This window comes from Salinicola halimionae (genome assembly GCF_003206065.1).
Lineage (GTDB): Bacteria > Pseudomonadota > Gammaproteobacteria > Pseudomonadales > Halomonadaceae > Salinicola > Salinicola halimionae.
Genome location: NZ_PZJQ01000005.1, coordinates 386854 through 403705 on the forward strand (window position 1 = coordinate 386854; position 16852 = coordinate 403705).

Annotated in this window: 16 protein-coding genes; 1 reads left to right on the forward strand and 15 read right to left on the reverse strand. The window is 62.4% G+C overall.

Translation table 11 applies throughout. From position 1 onward, the window contains the following. Window positions 1–27: 27 nt before the first annotated feature. The 15 genes from ppk1 to DOM27_RS14725 form a co-directional block, all read right to left on the reverse strand. A complete protein-coding gene (gene ppk1, locus DOM27_RS14655) occupies window positions 28–2238 on the reverse strand; it encodes a polyphosphate kinase 1 (protein WP_110656997.1) in 2211 nt (736 codons plus the stop codon). 38 nt (window positions 2239–2276) lie between these two features. Continuing rightward, on the reverse strand, window positions 2277–3284 hold the full coding sequence (gene hemB / locus DOM27_RS14660) for a porphobilinogen synthase (protein ID WP_110656999.1): 1008 nt from the start codon (window positions 3282–3284) through the stop codon (window positions 2277–2279). Window positions 3285–3467: 183 nt separating this feature from the next. Beyond that, a complete protein-coding gene (gene tatC, locus DOM27_RS14665) occupies window positions 3468–4241 on the reverse strand; it encodes a twin-arginine translocase subunit TatC (protein ID WP_110657002.1) in 774 nt (257 codons plus the stop codon). Continuing rightward, the gene (gene tatB, locus DOM27_RS14670) at window positions 4238–4693 is read right to left on the reverse strand and encodes a Sec-independent protein translocase protein TatB (protein WP_110657004.1); all 456 of its coding nucleotides are present in this window, start codon (window positions 4691–4693) and stop codon (window positions 4238–4240) included. Before tatB ends, tatC begins: the two co-directional genes overlap by 4 nt. Before the next feature lie 5 nt (window positions 4694–4698). Continuing rightward, window positions 4699–4977, reverse strand: a complete 279-nt coding sequence (gene tatA, locus DOM27_RS18145; protein WP_245392739.1) for a Sec-independent protein translocase subunit TatA — start codon at window positions 4975–4977, stop codon at window positions 4699–4701. 39 nt (window positions 4978–5016) lie between these two features. Beyond that, window positions 5017–5358 carry a phosphoribosyl-ATP diphosphatase gene (locus DOM27_RS14680; RefSeq protein ID WP_110657006.1) on the reverse strand — a complete coding sequence of 114 codons (342 nt, stop codon included), beginning with the start codon at window positions 5356–5358 and terminating at the stop codon, window positions 5017–5019. A gap of 82 nt (window positions 5359–5440) precedes the next feature. Next, complete coding sequence (gene ubiB, locus DOM27_RS14685) at window positions 5441–7063, reverse strand: ubiquinone biosynthesis regulatory protein kinase UbiB (protein ID WP_110657008.1); 1623 nt, start codon at window positions 7061–7063, stop codon at window positions 5441–5443. Further along, on the reverse strand, window positions 7060–7683 hold the full coding sequence (locus tag DOM27_RS14690) for a ubiquinone biosynthesis accessory factor UbiJ (RefSeq protein ID WP_110657010.1): 624 nt from the start codon (window positions 7681–7683) through the stop codon (window positions 7060–7062). The genes ubiB and DOM27_RS14690 overlap by 4 nt, the downstream gene beginning before the upstream one ends. Window positions 7684–7694: 11 nt before the next feature. Next, on the reverse strand, window positions 7695–8441 hold the full coding sequence (ubiE, locus tag DOM27_RS14695; RefSeq protein ID WP_110657012.1) for a bifunctional demethylmenaquinone methyltransferase/2-methoxy-6-polyprenyl-1,4-benzoquinol methylase UbiE: 747 nt from the start codon (window positions 8439–8441) through the stop codon (window positions 7695–7697). A gap of 238 nt (window positions 8442–8679) precedes the next feature. Beyond that, the gene (locus DOM27_RS14700; protein WP_110657014.1) at window positions 8680–9063 is read right to left on the reverse strand and encodes a gamma-butyrobetaine hydroxylase family protein; all 384 of its coding nucleotides are present in this window, start codon (window positions 9061–9063) and stop codon (window positions 8680–8682) included. A 116-nt stretch (window positions 9064–9179) separates the two neighbouring features. Further along, window positions 9180–10499: an ATP-dependent protease ATPase subunit HslU gene (gene hslU / locus DOM27_RS14705; protein WP_110657832.1), complete on the reverse strand. Its 1320-nt coding sequence runs from the start codon at window positions 10497–10499 to the stop codon at window positions 9180–9182. Between the two features lie 118 nt (window positions 10500–10617). Next, on the reverse strand, window positions 10618–11136 hold the full coding sequence (gene hslV, locus DOM27_RS14710; RefSeq protein WP_110602302.1) for an ATP-dependent protease subunit HslV: 519 nt from the start codon (window positions 11134–11136) through the stop codon (window positions 10618–10620). 294 nt (window positions 11137–11430) lie between these two features. Then, window positions 11431–12132: an SPOR domain-containing protein gene (locus DOM27_RS14715; protein WP_110657016.1), complete on the reverse strand. Its 702-nt coding sequence runs from the start codon at window positions 12130–12132 to the stop codon at window positions 11431–11433. A 3-nt stretch (window positions 12133–12135) separates the two neighbouring features. Then, complete coding sequence (gene argS, locus DOM27_RS14720; protein ID WP_110657018.1) at window positions 12136–13821, reverse strand: arginine--tRNA ligase; 1686 nt, start codon at window positions 13819–13821, stop codon at window positions 12136–12138. 247 nt (window positions 13822–14068) lie between these two features. After that, on the reverse strand, window positions 14069–16327 hold the full coding sequence (locus DOM27_RS14725; RefSeq protein ID WP_245392740.1) for a primosomal protein N': 2259 nt from the start codon (window positions 16325–16327) through the stop codon (window positions 14069–14071). Between the two features lie 203 nt (window positions 16328–16530). Here DOM27_RS14725 and rpmE point away from each other — a divergent pair, with 203 nt between their 5' ends. Next, window positions 16531–16755: a 50S ribosomal protein L31 gene (gene rpmE, locus DOM27_RS14730; protein WP_110657022.1), complete on the forward strand. Its 225-nt coding sequence runs from the start codon at window positions 16531–16533 to the stop codon at window positions 16753–16755. The last annotated feature ends 97 nt before the right edge of the window (window positions 16756–16852 follow it).

Sequence of the window (16852 nt, forward strand, 5' to 3'; positions counted from 1 at the left end):
GACGGATAGTCCGGACTCGTGGCGCGCTCAGGTCTGGCTGGCGTAGGCATAGAGCAGAGTCTCCTGCGCGCTGATCGGTTCGGCCTCCCCCGGATCGCGCAGATGATACTGCCCTTCGGTGTCGAGCTCCCAGCTCTGGCAATTGTCCAGCAGATAGGTATCGAGGTCCTTGCGTACCTGCTGCGCGACTTTCTTGTCCAGCAACGGGAAGCATGTCTCCACGCGATGGAACATGTTGCGTTCCATGGCGTCGGCGCTGGAGCACCAGGTTTCGTGCTTGCCGTCATTGTGGAAGTAATAGACGCGGGTATGCTCGAGGAAGCGACCGATGATCGAGCGAACTCGAATGTTGTCGGAGATACCCGCAATGCCGGGGCGTAGGCAGCACATGCCGCGAATGATCAGATCGCAGGTCACGCCTGCCTGGGAGGCCCGGTAAAGCGCGCGAATCAATTTGGGCTCGGTAATCGCATTGCACTTGATGACGATCCGGGCCTTCTTGCCACCTTCGGCCAGCTTGGCCTCTCGATCGATCATCTCGACCAGTGTCCTGTGCAGCGTGAACGGGGCGTGCAGCAAGGTATGGATCTTGCGGGGCTTGCCCATGCCGGAGAGCTGCTGGAACACCTTGTGCACGTCTTCGCACAAGGCATCGTTGGCGGTCATCAGGCTGTAATCGGTATATAGCCTGGCGGTCTTGGCGTGGTAATTGCCCGTGCCGAGGTGAGCGTAGTGGCGTAGCTCGCCTTTCTCACGCCGCACGATGTGCATCATCTTGGCGTGGGTCTTGTAGGCCATGACGCCATAGATGACGATGGCTCCGGCCTCCTGCAGACGTGAGGCCAGCGCCAGATTGTCGGCCTCGTCGAAGCGCGCCCGTAGCTCGATGACCACGGTCACCTCCTTGCCGCCTCGTGCTGCCTCCACCAGCGCGCCCACGATCGAGGAGTCGGCGCCGGTCCGATAGAGCGTCTGCTTGATCGCCATCACGTCGGAATCGCGTGCCGCCTGACGCAGCAGGTCCTCTACCGGTGTGAACGACTGAAACGGGTGATGCAGCAGAATATCGCCCTGGCGGATGGCGGTGAACAGATTGACGTCGCCGCGTACCGACTTGGGCAGGCCGGGCGTGAAAGGGCGATAACGCAGATCCGGACGCTGGACATCGCCGAGCACGGCCATCATCCGGGTCAGATTGACGGGGCCGTTGACCCGATAGAGATCGTCTTCCCCCAGTTCGAACTGCTTGAGCAGAAAATCGATCAGGCTGTCGGGGCAGTTGTCGGCGACTTCGAGCCGTACGCCGCTACCGTAGCGCCTCGCCAGCAGTTCGCCGCGCAGCGCCGAGGCCAGGTCGGAGACTTCCTCGGGATCGACCGATAGATCGGCATTGCGTGTCAGTCGGAACTGGTAGCAGCCTTCCACCTCCATGCCGGGGAAGACCTCGTGGGCATGGGCGTGAATCATCGATGACAGGAACACGTAATCGGTGAAGCCGACGTCGCATAGTGCTTCCGGCAGGCGGATCAGTCGTGGCAACGAGCGCGGCGCGGGTAGAATCGCCATGCCGCCTTCACGGCCGAAGGCATCGGTGCCCTCGAGTTCGACGATGAAGTTGAGGCTCTTGTTGACCAGGCGAGGGAAAGGATGCGAAGGGTCGAGCCCGATCGGGCTGATCACTGGGGCGATTTCATCCTCGAAGTAGTCCGCCACCCAGGCGGCCTGCTCAGGAGTCCACTGGGCGCGACGCCGGAAACGGATCTTCTGTTCTTCCAGAGCGGGCACCAGGACATCGTTGAGGATGCGGTACTGGCGCTCCACCTGTTCGTGGCCAATGCGCGAAACCTCGCTCAGCACCCGAGCGGGTGTCATACCGTCGGCGCCTGTCTCCTCGTGAAACGAGGCCAGTTGATGCTTGAGTCCGGCGACCCTGATCTCGAAGAACTCATCGAGATTGGAAGAGACGATCAGCAGAAACATCAAGCGGTCGAGCAGCGGATGCGAAGCATCCAGCGACTGCTCCAGCACGCGGATATTGAACTGCAGGTGGGACAGTTCACGATTGAAGTAGAGCGTCGGGTCGTCGAGATCCGCCTGAGAAGAGGGTGTCTCCTTGGCGTGAATGCCCTTGCGCGTACGATTGACGCGCAGGGGCGAGGCGTTGATCTCTTCACCACTGAGCGACAACGGTGTATCAGTGGAAGCGCTGGGCGTGTCTGGCGTGCCTGAGTCTGTCATCAAGAGTCTCCGGTGCCGGGGCAGACACGCCCGGGACCTCAGGTTTTGAGCAATTGAGCGGCGCGTTTGGCGAAATAGGTCAAGATGCCATCGGCGCCGGCGCGTTTGAAACAGGTCAGCGATTCCAGAATCACGCTGTCCGCATCCAGCCAGCCTTTCTCGAAGGCGGCCATGTGCATGGCATACTCACCGCTGACCTGATAGGCGAAGGTGGGCACACCGAATGACTCCTTCACCCGCTGGATCACATCGAGATACGGCATGCCGGGCTTGACCATGACCATGTCGGCGCCTTCCTGGATATCCAGGGCGGTTTCGTGCAGCGCTTCGTCGGTGTTGGCCGGATCCATCTGATAGCTGAACTTGTCCGCCTTGCCCAGGTTGCCGCTGGATCCGATGGCGTCTCGGAACGGGCCGTAATACTTCGAGGCGTATTTGGCCGAGTAAGCCATGATCTGTGTTTCATGCAGCCCTTCGCGCTCGAAGGTGTCGCGAATCAGACCGATTCGCCCATCCATCATGTCGGAGGGCGAGATCACGTCCGCACCGGCCTCGGCGTGGGACAGTGCCTGCTTGATCAACGCCTCGATGGTGCGGTCGTTGATCAGGTAGCCGTTCTCGTCGGGCACTCCATCCTGGCCGTGAGTGGTGTAGGGGTCGAGCGCCACGTCGGTAATGATGCCGAGATCCGGGAAGCGCTCGCGCAGCGCCCGAATCGCACGCTGAATCACGCCGTCCGGATTCCACGCTTCGGCGCCGTCGAACGTTTTCTTCTCCGGCGGGATGAACGGGAACAGGTCGATTGCTGGAATGCCGAGCTCGACCAGCTCTTCGGTCTCGCGCAGCAGTTCGTCGATGGACAGGCGATCGACGCCGGGCATGGAAGCGACCGCTTCGCGGCGATTTTCCCCCTCGAGCACGAACACGGGGAGGATCAGATCGTCCGTCGTCAGTGCCGTTTCCCGGGCCAGACGGCGAGAAAAGTCGTTCTTGCGCAGGCGACGCAGGCGGGTGGCCGGGTACTGACGTGACAGGGAATAACGCATGAATCTCTCCACAGAAGCGGCAAACGCGCCTTTCGACACGCTCGCGGCGCCGACAGCTACGCTATCAGCGACAAATGACAAAACGATGACAGTGAGTTTGACGTCCCCAGTATAACAATCGCAATGGCTGGTCGTGTGGGGGCGATTGTCGCAGCGGCTAGCATGGAAATGCCGCGCGGGGAGTCAATCCGCGGGATCGGGCTCGTCGTGCCGGCGGCGCTGGACGATACGACCAAAGATGATGCCGACCTCGAACAGCAGCCACATGGGTACGGCCAGCAGGCTCTGCGAGATGATGTCCGGCGGGGTCAGCAGCATGCCGATGATGAAGCAGATCAGAATGACATAAGGCCGCTTCTTGCTCAGGCTAGCGACATCGGTGATGCCGGTCCAGATAACCAGGAAAGTGGCAATCGGAATCTCGAAGGCCACGCCGAAGGCGAAGAACATCTTAAGCACGAAATTGAGATAGGCATTGATATCCGTCATGACCGTCACGTCCTGCGGTCCGGTATGCACGAAGAAGCTGAACAGCAGCGGGAATACCACGTAGTAGGCGAATGCCGCACCGCCGTAAAACAGCAGGATGCTGGAGGCGAGCAGCGGAAAGGCCAGCGCCTTTTCATGCTTGTAGAGTCCCGGGGCAATGAACGCCCAGGCCTGATAGAGAATGAACGGGATGGCCGCAAAGATGGCGACCACCATGGTCAGCTTGAACGGTGCCAGGAAGGGCGACGTGACCTCGGTGGCGATCATCTTGGAACCCGCCGGTAACAGCGCCACCAGCGGATCGGCCACGAAACGGTAGATATCGTTGGAGAAGGCGTAGAGGCCGATGAAGATCACCACGACGAGGATCACTGCCTTCATCAGCCGTGAGCGCAGTTCGATCAGGTGCTCGATCAGTGGGGCTTGCGACTGCTGTTCTTCTGGCGGTGGCGTATGGACATCGCTCATCGGGAAGCCGGATCCTTGTCCGCGGGAGAGGTGTCGGCAGGCTGGGCATTCGACGCCAATGACCGATCGTCACGCGAAGACGATTCGACGGGATCGAGCTCTGCCACCGGGTCGTGGCTATCGGTGGCGGCGGGAGGCGGCGCCGAGGCACGTGCTGGCGTCGAGGTGCCCGACTCGCCGGACTTGGCGCCAGCCCCGAGACTCGACTCGACACCGCGTCGCGCCTGATTGACGCCTTCATCCAGTTTTTTCTGCTGCTCGGCCAGTTTCTGACGCAGTTCCTCCGCCTCGAGCTGAGAGGTGATCTCGCGCTGCATGGTCGAGACGCTGCGTTTGATTCGGCCGACCCACAGGCCGGCCGTACGCGCGGCCCTGGGCAGGCGCTCGGGGCCGAGTACCAGCAATCCGACGATGCCGATCAGCAACAGTTCGAAGAAACCGATATCGAACATAGGGGTTACTGGTGCCCGGCCTTGTCGTTGGAAGGCTGCTTCGTCTCGTCGGGGCGATTCTCGAAGTTGTGATCCTGGGTCTTGTTGTGGCCCGCATCTTCGGAATGGTTGATGCTGTGCTGCGTCGTGCTCTCTTTCTTGTCGTCGTCATCGATGGCTTTCTTGAAGCCTTTGACGGCGCCGCCTAGATCGCTGCCGACATTGCGCAGTTTCTTGGTGCCGAAAATCAGGATGATGATCCCGAGAACGATCAACAACTGCCAGATACTGATTCCACCCAGCATGACTTTCTCCTTACCGATGCGCCTTGGCGCGATGATGATTCATGCGTCCTGCTGACGCGACGCTTTTTCGTCCAGTCCGGAGACATTGAACCGTCGGGCCAGCTCCGCGAGAACTTCGCGATGATCGATGTCGAGATGCGACAGCATCACCAGGCTATGAAACCACAGATCGGCGACTTCACCGATCAGAGCCTGGCGACTTTGAGCATCATCTACCTCGACATCCTTGGCGGCAAGCAGCGTTTCCGTGGCTTCTTCGCCAACTTTTTCCAGAATCTTGTTGAGGCCGCGATGATGCAGCTGAGCCACATAGGAGCTATCCGGGTCCGCGCTGCGGCGCGCATCCAACACCGCCGCCAGTTGTTCGAGAGTATCACTCATGACATGACATTCCTGCTTATAAGGCGAGTTTAGCTTGGCGCTTAGCACTCAGCGACCCCAGCAATCGGGTCGTATCATACACTCACCGCCAGGCCAGCAGCAGCGCGCCCAGACCAGCTGCAACCAGTACCGGCCACGGCTGCTGTTCCGCCCACGCCAGCATCGGTTGCCAAGCCAGCGCTAGCGCCAGTAGCACGGCGCCCAGGCGCAGCCGCCTGGCGCGTGGCGCCGCTCGCTGAAAGCGGGCCTCCAGCCCCGTCAACGCCTCGGTTTGCTGACGGTAGAGCCGACGCTGCTGATCGCGATCGGCAAGCGCCTGATGGGCGAGTACCGGCAGCTCCGGAATCTGATGCGCCAGTTCGGGCGCGTGCTTCTGCAGGGTCTTCCAGAAGCCCTTGGGTCCAGCGCGCTCTCGCATCCAGCGCTCCAGATAGGGTCTGGCGGTGCTCCAGAGATCCAGATCCGGGTAGAGCTGACGACCCAGGCCTTCGATATTGAGTAGCGTCTTCTGCAGCAACACCAGCTGTGGCTGGACTTCCATGTTGAAACGCCGTGCAGTCTGGAACAGGCCCAACAGCACCTGACCAAACGAAATGTCCTTGAGCGGCTTCTCCAGAATCGGCTCGCAGACGGCACGAATCGCCGAGGCGAACTCGTTGGCCCGAGTCCCTTCACCGACCCAGCCGGATTCGATGTGCAGCACCGCAACCTCGTAATAGTCCTGGCGGAAGAAGGCCAGCAGATTACGTGCCAGGTAATCCTGGTCTTCGCGGGTCAGACTGCCGACGATGCCACAGTCGATGGCGATGTAACGGGGCTCGGTAGGATTTTCCCGCGAGACGAAGATGTTGCCGGGGTGCATGTCGGCATGGAAGAAGTTGTCACGAAAGACCTGGGTGAAGAAGATTTCGACGCCGCGCTCGGCCAGCTTCTTGAGATCGGTACCCTGGGCACGAAGCGCGTCGATATCGGCCACGGGAATGCCGTTGATACGCTCCTGAACCATTACCTGACGGTGGGTCAACGACCAGTGAATGGCCGGCACGTAGAGCAGCGGCGAGCTCTGGAAGTTGCGCTTGAGCTGCGACGTGTTGGCGGCTTCCTTGTTGAGATCGAGCTCGTCGAACAGGGTCGCCTCGTAATCCTTGACCACCTCGACCGGGCGCAGGCGGCGAGCTTCCGGCACGCGACGCATCAGGCGTGCAAAGGTATAAAGCAGCCCGATGTCCTCGCGCATGATGCGGTCGATGCCGGGGCGGATGATCTTGACCACGACCTGTTCGCCGCTATGCAGCTCGGCGGCATGAACCTGGGCGATCGATGCCGAGGCCATCGGCTCGGTCTCGAAGGCGGCGAAAGCTTCCTCGACGGTCTTGCCGAGTTCGACCTCGACCATGGCGCGGGCGGTCTCACCGGGGAAGGGTGGTACTTGATCCTGAAGCCGCTTCAGTTCGTCGGCGATATCCGGGGGTAGCAGATCGCGGCGGGTCGACAGCATCTGGCCGAACTTGACGAAGATAGGCCCGAGGGACTCCAGCGCCAGGCGTAGCCGTTTGCCGCGAGAGTGATCGCCGATCGGAATCAGCCGAACGGGCGCGAAGCGCCATAGCCAACGGATGACAGGCGGCAATCGTTCCGGGGGAACCAGACTGTCGAGACGGTAGCGCGAAACGGTCCAGGCGATGCGAAATAGCCGCAGGCTCATGAATGAGGCTCCTGGCGGCGTTGCAATCGATCGATGCGGGCACCAAGACGATCGACGGTCTGCTGGAGCTCGGTCAGATGATCGCGGGCGACGGCGAGCTGGTTGCGCCCGGCCAGCCAACGGCGCTCTTCGAACAGATATTCACGCATGTCCTGTTGCCACTCGCTGGCCATGAAGCGTGCCTGTCGGCCCAGGTGGTGAACTCCTGTCGCGACGCCGTGGGCATTACGGCTACCCAGCCCCTTGGCCAACGCGCCTTCCCAATCGAGATCGAGGTCCATGAACAGGGTCTGGATCGAGGGCAGGAGCGCTGTCTGGCCGGTGACCGGCAACTGCCCGCTGAACAGCAGGCGCTCGGGAGAATCGCCTGCCATCAGGCGGGTCATGGCGTGTCGGGTCAAGGTGACCTCGAGATCGTCTGTGTCATGCCACTCGAGCGCTCGGCTCAAGATGAGACCGTCAGCGTGGAACGCCACCCGAAATCCGATCCGGGCGTCGTCGAGGGTGAGCCGCAGGGTAGTGTCGGACAGCGCCGCCAGCCGCGCAGACGCAGCCGGATCGCGGCGCAGCAAGGTATTCAGCGAGCGTTCGAGAGCGACCAGGGCGAAAGTATCCAGCATGACGCGCGCCCTCAGAGCTTGATGCCGCGATGTAGCGCGACGATCCCACCGGTCATGTTGGTATATTCGACGCGCTCCAGCCCGGCCGCCTGCATCATGCCTTTCAGCGTTTCCTGATCGGGATGCATGCGTATCGACTCGGCCAGATAGCGGTAACTGTCGGCATCGTTGGCCACCAGCCGACCCATCTGCGGCAGCAATCGAAATGAATACTGATCGTAGGCTTTCGACAGCAAACCGTTGACCGGTTTAGAAAACTCCAGCACCAGCAGGCGTCCGCCCGGCTTGAGAACGCGGGTCATCGAGCGGAGCGCGGCATCCTTGTCGGTGACATTGCGCAAGCCGAAAGCGATGGTAATGCAGTGAAAGCTGTTGTCGGGGAACGGCAGGCTCTCCGCGTTGGCCTGCACGTATTTGACGTTGTCGCCGACCCCGTGGTCGATCAGCTTGTCGCGGCCGACACGCAGCATCGACTCGTTGATATCGGCCAGTACGACGCGACCTTGGGGGCCGACACGTTTGGCAAATTGGCGGGTCAGATCGCCGGTGCCGCCGGCGATATCGAGCACGCTATGCCCGGGGCGGACGCCGCTGCGCTCGAGCGCGAGCTGTTTCCAGAAGCGATGGATGCCGAATGACATCAGATCGTTCATGACGTCGTAGCGCGCGGCCACCGAATGAAAGACGTCGGCCACGCGGGCGGCCTTCTCGTCGACCGCGACCTTCTCATAGCCAAAGTCGGTCGTGCGCTTGTCCATGTGCTTTTCTCCGAGATGACGCGAGCGGCGATCATTTTGCTGTCTAAGCGATCGTTCAGCTGTCGAGAGGATTGCCAGGTGGTTCGAGCCCTGCGAGTGACGCGCTCGAGACCGGGGCGAGTCGATGTGAGCCGATCGAGCCAGCATTGTAGCGTCTGGGTGCAAACTTGTCTTTGCGCATCACCGCCGGTAGGCCTGGAGAGCTACCCGATGGTGGTGGCAGGTATCCAGTGCCGCCTCAAACCTGATGAATCTGAATCACGCTGGCTTCGCGCGATGCGCCGGCGCGCTCCAGCCGGGCTAGGTAATCGTCCCACCAGGCCTGCCGGTGGAGGGCCATGTCGTGAAGGTATTCCCAGGTATAAAGGCCCGTGTCGTGGCCATCGTCGAAGTGCAGCTTCAGCGCGTAACGGCCGGTTTGAGAGATGTCCAGCAGTCCGACATGACGCTTGCCGGTCTGCAGCACGGCTTCGCTGGGATGATGGCCCTGGACTTCCGCCGAGGGCGAATAGACGCGCAACAGCTCTATCGGCAGGCGATAGCTCTCGCCATCGGGATAGCCCAGTTCGAGCTCGCGATCGCCCTTGTGATAGTGGACTCGAGTGGGAATGGGTGCGGGCATCGGTATCTCCTGCGGTAAGGAAGCGCTGATGTCTCGAATAGACAATGACGCCGCTACGCAACGGGAAGAGAGAAGAGGTCCGCTCTCTTCTCTCTTCGTTCAGATCTCTTTGCGCTTTAGAGAATATACCGCGAGAGATCTTCGTCCACGGCCAGCTCTCCGAGCTTTTCGTTGACGTAGTCGGCGTTGACGACCAGCGGACTCGGATAGTCACCGCCCTGGAAGGAGGCTTCCTCGAGCAGCCGCTCCATGACCGTATGCAGACGGCGGGCGCCGATGTTCTCGGTACCGTCGTTGACCTGCCAGGCAATCTCGGCGATCCGCGAGATACCGTCTTCGGTGAACTGCACCTCCAATCCTTCGGTATCGAGCAGTGCCTGATACTGCTTGGTCAGCGCCGCCGATGGCTCGGTCAGGATGCGCTTGAAATCGTCCGGGGTCAGCGCGGTCAACTCTACGCGGATCGGAAGGCGGCCCTGCAGCTCCGGGATCAGATCCGAAGGCTTGGCAAGGTGGAAAGCACCGGAGGCGATGAACAGGATGTGATCGGTACGCACCATGCCGTGCTTGGTGGAGACGGTGGAGCCTTCGATCAGTGGCAGCAGATCGCGCTGCACGCCTTCCCGGGAAACGTCACCGCCGCTACCGCCAGATTCGCCGCGCTTGGCGACCTTGTCGATCTCGTCGAGGAACACGATACCGTTCTGCTCGACCGCTTCCAGCGCGCGCTGCTTGATCTCTTCCTCGTTGACCAGCTTGGCGGCTTCTTCGTCCTGCAGCAGTTTCCAGGCATCCTTGACCGCCACGCGGCGCGTCTCGGATTTCTGCTTGCCCATGTTGGCGAACATGCTCTGCAGCTGATTGGTCATTTCCTCCATGCCCGGCGGGGTCATGATGTCGACGCCCTGGCTGGCCGGGGTCACCTCGATATCGATTTCCTTGTCGTCGAGCTGGCCTTCGCGCAGCTTCTTGCGGAAGACCTGACGCGTCGAAGTGTCGTCGCGGCCCGCGTCGTACTCGCTGCCACGCGGGCGCGGCAATAGCGCATCGAGGATACGATCCTCGGCAGCATCCTGAGCCTTGTGACGGACTTCGACCTTGGCCTGCTCGCGAACCATCTTGATCGCCATTTCCATCAGGTCGCGAATGATCGATTCGACGTCGCGGCCGACGTAGCCCACCTCGGTGAACTTGGTCGCCTCGACCTTGAGAAACGGCGCGCCGGCGAGCTTGGCCAGACGCCGTGCGATCTCGGTCTTGCCGACGCCGGTCGGGCCGATCATCAGGATATTCTTGGGCACGATCTCGCCGCGCATGTCCTCGCCGAGACGCATACGGCGCCAGCGGTTGCGCAGCGCCACGGCGACGGCGCGCTTGGCGTCGTGCTGGCCGATGATGTACTGGTCGAGAGAATGCACGATTTCGCGCGGAGTCATCGCAGACTGGGTCAGTGCCGGTACGGCGCCGACGTTTTCCTGACCGGCACCGTTCTGGGAAGAACTTTGAGACGGGGTATTCGCAGACGTAGTGTTCGCAGACATGGATTCGGCCTCGTTACAGCTCTTCGAGCGTGATCTGGTGATTGGTGAAGACGCAGATGTCGGCGGCGATATTGAGTGATTTCTCGGTGATCTCGCGGGCGCCGAGCTCGGTGTTCTCGAGGAGTGCACGCGCCGAGGCCTGGGCGAAGTGACCGCCGGAGCCGATGGCGATGATGCCGCGTTCGGGCTCGACCACGTCACCGTTGCCGGTAATGATCAGTGAGGCGGTCTTGTCGGCGACGGCCAGCATGGCCTCGAGGCGGCGCAGGGCGCGGTCGGTGCGCCACTCTTTTGCCAGCTCGACCGCGGCTTTGGTCAGGTGACCCTGGTACTTTTCCAGCTGCGCTTCGAAGCGCTCGAACAGAGTGAAGGCGTCGGCAGTACCGCCGGCGAAACCGGCCAGAACCTGGCCGCGATAAAGTCGGCGGACCTTGCTGGCGTTGCCTTTCATCACCGTGTTGCCCAGTGAAACCTGGCCATCGCCGGCCAGAGCGACCTGGTCGCCACGGCGCACTGATACGATTGTGGTCATGCAATTGACTCCCAATGGCGCGCCGCCAAACCTCCCGGCGGCGCCGAAAACGGGTGCGATCGCGTCCGTTGAAAGCTCTGGAGAGCGTTGCCCGGAACGACGCGATGCGGCATGAACAATCAAGTATGGGCGAGAAAGGGGGAAATCAAGCCGACGGTGAACGTCGAAGGTCATGAACGGACGGACGGCAGGGTGCCGGCCGCCATGACGCCTGATAATGGCGCGTGATCGCGGCGCCTATTGAGGGCGCGAATTTCTGGCCCTGAGACGCCGCGGGCCTCGATGTCGAAGGCGCTAGTTCTGCAAGCGCAGCAGCAACGGTTCGATACCCTGGGTCACCATCAGGTCCTGAGCACGCGACAGCTCGCGCTTGTCTTCGTAGGGACCGACCTGAACGCGGTGCCACAGCTGATCCCCGTTGGCACGCACGTCGGTGATCTTGGCCAGCAGGCCGAAATCCTTGAGTCGGTTGGCGAGGCGTTCGGCATCGCCGAGATCACGGAACGAGGCGGCCTGCAATACGTAGCGGCCACCGCTGGGCGTCGGCTGCTTGGTCTTGTTGGCGGCATCGTCGGCCGCCGCCTCCTGAGCGGCCTTGGCCGATGGCTCCGGAGACGAACTGTCGCTGTTGGGGGCGATGACTTCGGTTTCCGGCAGCAGGGTATAGAACTCGAACGTGGGCGTTGCCGGCTGCTGCGCGCCGCCGTCTTTACTGCCCCTGCCGGCGTCACTGTTGGCGCTCTGATTGCCGCCACTGTTGGCTGTCTGGTTGGACGTGGGTCGAGGTACGACCGCGGCTACCGGTTCGGGTGAGGAACGATCCAGATACTGCGACAGTACAAAACCGGCGATCAGGCCGGCAATGGCCCATAACCACCCTGGAATGCTCCCGAGTCCGCCGCCGCTTGACTGGCGTGATCGGGATTTCGTCGTCGCGCCTTTAGGAGAAGGGCGATTAGCGGACGGACGGCTGTTCTGAGCGGGTCGGCGTGCCATGTTCTACATCTCCTCCGGGGCGCTGACGCCGAGCAGCGCCAATCCATTGCCAATGACCTGGCGTGTTGCCAGACCCAGTGCCAGCCGTGCATTACGCAACTCGGTATCGTCGACCATGACTTTCTGGGCGTTGTAGCAGGTGTGGAAATCACTCGCGAGATCGGTCAGGTATTGCGCTATCTGATGCGGCTCGCGGGCGCGGGCGGCACGCTCGACGGTATCCGGGTAGCGCGCCAGCCGATTCATCAGCGCCTTTTCCTGGGCGGCATCGAGGCACTCGAGGTTGGCCATGGCAACCGTATGATCGAACGTCAGACTGTCGCTTTCGGCCTTGCGCAACACGCTGCAGACGCGGGCATGAGCGTATTGAATGTAGTAGACCGGGTTGTCGTTGGTCTGCGAGCGCGCGAGATCGATATCGAAGGTGAGCTGGGAGTCGGCGCGGCGCGCGGCCAGGAAGTAGCGCGTGGCGTCACGACCTACCTCGTCGATCAGGTCACGCAGCGTAACGTAACTACCGGCGCGCTTGGATAGCTTGACCTCGACGCCGGAGCGGGTCACCAGCACCATCTGGTGCAGCACGTAGTCCGGCCAGCCCTGCGGTATTCCCGCCTCCAGTGCCTGCAGCCCGGCGCGCACGCGGGTCACGGTCGAATGGTGATCGGCGCCCTGTTCGTCGATGACGGTAGCGAAGCCGCGCTGCCACTTGTTGAAATGATAGGCGACGTCGGGCACGAAGTAGGTGTAGGCGCCATCGGTCTTGCGCATCACCCGATCCTTGTCGTCACCGAAATCGGTGGTACGAAGCCACAGCGCGCCATCCGCTTCGTAGGTGTGTCCGCCGGAAATCAGGGCCTCGACGGTCTGCTCCACCCGGCCTTCGGCATACAGCGAGGATTCGAGGAAGTAGACGTCGAATTCGACCCCGAAAGCCTTGAGGTCGAGATCCTGCTCGCGACGCAGATAGGCCACGGCAAAGGCTCGAATGGCATCGCCGTCATCGGGATCGGCCTTGGCCGTGACCTCGCGATCATCGGCGGTCACGGTATCGCCGGCCAGATAGGCTCTGGCGACATCACTGATGTAGTCGCCGCGGTAACCGTTCTCGGGCCAACCGTCGTCCTCCGGCCCCAGACCCTGGACTCGGGCCTGAACTGAAAGCATCAGGTTGTTGATCTGCGCGCCGGCATCGTTGTAGTAGAACTCGCGAGTCACGTCATGGCCGGTTGCTTCCAGCAGGCGACAAAGGCAGTCGCCAATGGCGGCGCCACGACCATGGCCGACGTGTAGTGGCCCGGTGGGGTTGGCGGAGACGAACTCGACCTGCACTTTCTCGCCGGCGCCGATCATGCTGCGGCCGAAGGTGTCACCGGCATCCAGGATCTGGCTGACGATGCCGGCAATGGCGTCGGTGGCGGCGAAGAAATTGATGAACCCCGGGCCGGCGATTTCGGTTCGGCGAATGACGTCGTTGGCGGGCAGTGCCGCAACCAGCTTGTCGGCCAGATCACGCGGCTTGCCGCCGGCCGGTTTTGCCAGTACCAGCGCGAGATTGGTGGCGTAGTCGCCATGGGCCTTGTCGCGAGTCGGATCGACCTTGATCGCGGGATGCACGTCCGCCGGGAGATCGCCGGCCTGTTGCAGGGTGGCGACGGCGGCGTCGAGCAGTTGGGTAATCGTCTCTTTCATGGGCTACTTCGTCGTCGTGGGGCCAGGCTTGGGGCTCGCAGCCCGACCCGGCGCGGGGTTCCGCGGGTCAGAACGCCGTGAACCTGCCGCCACGACGCTGGAAAAAGGCGGCCATTATCAGGGATTGCGCCAACGCTTTAAACCCTGATGCGCGAGCTTGCGACTTTCTGGGGCAAGCCCGGCGCCTACCGCATGGCGGATATGAATGCTGTGCTTAGGCTCGCGATGGTTGGCGCGGCTCTTGGCGTCAGCTCAAAGTCATCGGATCGATGTCCAGCGACCACCGAACCTTGCGCGATGTGCTGCTCTCCAGCCAGCTGCCCAGCCAGGCGCCGGCCTCGTGCAGGGCGCTACGTTTTTCCGACGACAGCATCAACTGCAAGTGGTAACGATTCTGGCGCCGCTCCATGGGAGCGGGCACGGGGCCTAGACAGTGCACGGACGACTGGCGTTCGGCGAGCCACCTGCGCATGGCCTCGCCGGCGCTTTCGGCGGCCTGAAGGGCATCCTCCTCGCGGGTCGCCTCGAAGCGCGTCAGCGCCAGGTGGCGGTACGGGGGCAGGCCGGCCAGGCGTCTTTCCTCCAGCATCTGATAGGCCAGGGCGTCGTAGCCGCTATCGGCCAGCAGGCGAAGATTCGGATCATCGGGGTGCAATGTCTGGACCAGTACGCGGCCCGCGCGATCGGCGCGTCCGGCCCGCCCTGCTACCTGTACCAGTAGCTGCGCACTCTGCTCGAGAGCGCGAAAATCACTGGCGTAAAGGCCGGCATCGGCATTGACCACGACGACCAGTGTCACATGAGGTAGATGATGGCCCTTGGCCAGCATCTGGGTACCCACCAGCAGGCTCGGCTCGCCGCGACGAATCTCGGTCAGGATCTGGTCGAAAGCCTCCTTGCGCCGCGTGCTGTCGCGGTCGATACGATAGACCGGGACATCGGGGAACAGCGTGGTCAGGGTTTCTTCGCTGCGCTCGGTGCCGGCGCCGAGTGGCCTCAGGTCGGCGCTACCGCAGCCGGGGCAGGCATCCGGCTGCGGCGTCTGGTGCTCGCAGTGGTGACAGACCAGGCGCGGCGGTTGGCGATGCAGGGTCATGCGTGAATCACAGTGACGACACTCGGCGATCCAGCCGCACTGGTGGCAGGCCAGCGAAGGCGAAAAGCCGCGCCGGTTGATGAATACCAGCACCTGGCCTTCCGCTTTCAGCGCCTGGCGAATGGCATCGATGGCCGGGGGAATCAAGCCGCCCTGACGCAGGCGCCCTCGCAGGTCCACCAGTTCCAGCTTGGCGGGGGCGTGGCGGCTGGGGCGTTGGGTTAGTCTCAGGTGCCGATAGCGACCGCTGCGCGCCTGGGCAAGGCTCTCCAGCGACGGTGTCGCGCTGCCCAGCAGAATGGGCACGCCATCGCGGTGCGCCCGCGCAATGGCCAGGTCGCGAGCGTGATAGCGCAGGCCATCCTGCTGCTTGAACGAGCCATCATGTTCCTCGTCGACGATGATCGCGCCGGGGCGTGCCAGCGGCGTGAAGATAGCGGACCGTGTGCCGATGACGATGGGCGCGCGGCCGCTGCGCGCGGCTTCCCAGGCATCGAGACGCTCCAGGTCGGTCAGCCCTGAGTGCAACGCCACCACCGGCGCGCGAAAGCGTTTGCGGAAGCGCGACAGTGTCTGCGGCGTCAGACCGATCTCCGGCACCAGAATCAGGGCCTGACGACCTTGACCGAGCACGCCCTCGATCAGCTGCAGATAGACTTCCGTCTTGCCGCTACCGGTAACGCCATGCAGCAGGCACGGATGAAATCGGTCCAGCCCCTCATGCAGGGCGGCCAGCGCTGCTGCCTGCTCCCGGTTGAGGGGTAGGGCCGGCTCGGCCAGCAGGGCGCCTGACCAACCCTCGCTGGCGGTCAGCGGTTCCTGAGTCCGGGTGACGAGCCCCTTGTCGAGCAGGCCTTGGAGTTGAGCGCGGGTATACCCCTGGGCCGTGATCGCGGAGGTGATCATGCCGTGGCGATGCTGGGCCAGCAGCAGGATCAGCTCGCGTTGGCGAGGCGCACGACCGAGGGTATCGAGGGCGGTCGCTTCCGGGCCGTTCAACTGCCAGCGTTCGCGAATTCGGGCCTCGAGCGGGCGTCCCTGACGCAGCGGCCCGGGCAGGGCGTGATGCAACGTATCTCCCAGCGAATGTTGGTAATAGCGGGCAGTGAATTGGCACAGCCATAGCCAGTCTGCCGGCAAGGGTTCGTTGTCCAGACGCGAACTGATTGGCTTGAGTTGCTGAGCAGGCAGCTCGCTCTCCTCCGCGCACGCCATCACGATGCCGACCAGTTGGCGCCGGCCAAACGGCACCTTGACGCGAAGGCCCGGCTGCCAGCCACCTGCGGGCGGCTGCCCGGCAGGGCGATAATCGAACAGACGTCTCAGCGGGGTGGGAACGGCAACGCGAAGCACCCGGGGCACGGGGGGCGGTGCCGTGCGCTTTTCGGGCGCTATTTCGGAATCAGCCAATTGGCCTCCATAAAGAGTTCTGCTAAAATACTCCGCCTTCCGACGTAGGGCGCGTCTTTTATCCGTGGTGTCATCCGCTTGGGTGCGGTGCACTTCGGGATTCCAGGCGTTCCGGTCGCGCGGGAGTGAACCGCGATTCCCTATCCGTGTACGGTGCCTGGCAACAGACCAGGTGGCGGTACACCGCAAAGCGAGGCTTCACGATGAAACAGTCTATTCATCCCGAATACAAGAAAGTCACTGCGACTTGTTCCTGTGGCGCGACCCACGCGATCGGCACGACAGCGAATGACGATTTTCACGTCGACGTTTGCTCTGAGTGCCACCCTTTCTACACCGGTAAGCAGAAGCAGGCGACGACCGGTGGTCGGGTCGAGCGTTTCAACAAGCGTTTCGGTGCTGCCGTGCGACCCACCAAGAGCTCGTAGTATCAGGCGCGATCGGTTGTCGAAAAAGCCCGCCTCGATGGCGGGCTTTTTTGTACCTGCTCGGTGGCTTTTCAAGTTTAAAAAGGCATGGAGTATG

What these genes read in the sequence shown, in the direction of transcription:
- ppk1 (WP_110656997.1), bottom strand. Translation starts at nt 2,238, where the DNA reads ATGACAGACTCAGGCACGCCAGACACGCCCAGCGCTTCCACTGATACA.
- tatC (WP_110657002.1), bottom strand. Translation starts at nt 4,241, where the DNA reads ATGAGCGATGTCCATACGCCACCGCCAGAAGAACAGCAGTCGCAAGCC.
- DOM27_RS14680 (WP_110657006.1), bottom strand. Translation starts at nt 5,358, where the DNA reads ATGAGTGATACTCTCGAACAACTGGCGGCGGTGTTGGATGCGCGCCGC.
- rpmE (WP_110657022.1), top strand. Translation starts at nt 16,531, where the DNA reads ATGAAACAGTCTATTCATCCCGAATACAAGAAAGTCACTGCGACTTGT.
- ubiE (WP_110657012.1), bottom strand. Translation starts at nt 8,441, where the DNA reads ATGGACAAGCGCACGACCGACTTTGGCTATGAGAAGGTCGCGGTCGAC.
- argS (WP_110657018.1), bottom strand. Translation starts at nt 13,821, where the DNA reads ATGAAAGAGACGATTACCCAACTGCTCGACGCCGCCGTCGCCACCCTG.
- ubiB (WP_110657008.1), bottom strand. Translation starts at nt 7,063, where the DNA reads ATGAGCCTGCGGCTATTTCGCATCGCCTGGACCGTTTCGCGCTACCGT.
- DOM27_RS14690 (WP_110657010.1), bottom strand. Translation starts at nt 7,683, where the DNA reads ATGCTGGATACTTTCGCCCTGGTCGCTCTCGAACGCTCGCTGAATACC.
- DOM27_RS14700 (WP_110657014.1), bottom strand. Translation starts at nt 9,063, where the DNA reads ATGCCCGCACCCATTCCCACTCGAGTCCACTATCACAAGGGCGATCGC.
- tatA (WP_245392739.1), bottom strand. Translation starts at nt 4,977, where the DNA reads ATGCTGGGTGGAATCAGTATCTGGCAGTTGTTGATCGTTCTCGGGATC.
- tatB (WP_110657004.1), bottom strand. Translation starts at nt 4,693, where the DNA reads ATGTTCGATATCGGTTTCTTCGAACTGTTGCTGATCGGCATCGTCGGA.
- hslU (WP_110657832.1), bottom strand. Translation starts at nt 10,499, where the DNA reads ATGACTCCGCGCGAAATCGTGCATTCTCTCGACCAGTACATCATCGGC.
- hslV (WP_110602302.1), bottom strand. Translation starts at nt 11,136, where the DNA reads ATGACCACAATCGTATCAGTGCGCCGTGGCGACCAGGTCGCTCTGGCC.
- hemB (WP_110656999.1), bottom strand. Translation starts at nt 3,284, where the DNA reads ATGCGTTATTCCCTGTCACGTCAGTACCCGGCCACCCGCCTGCGTCGC.
- DOM27_RS14715 (WP_110657016.1), bottom strand. Translation starts at nt 12,132, where the DNA reads ATGGCACGCCGACCCGCTCAGAACAGCCGTCCGTCCGCTAATCGCCCT.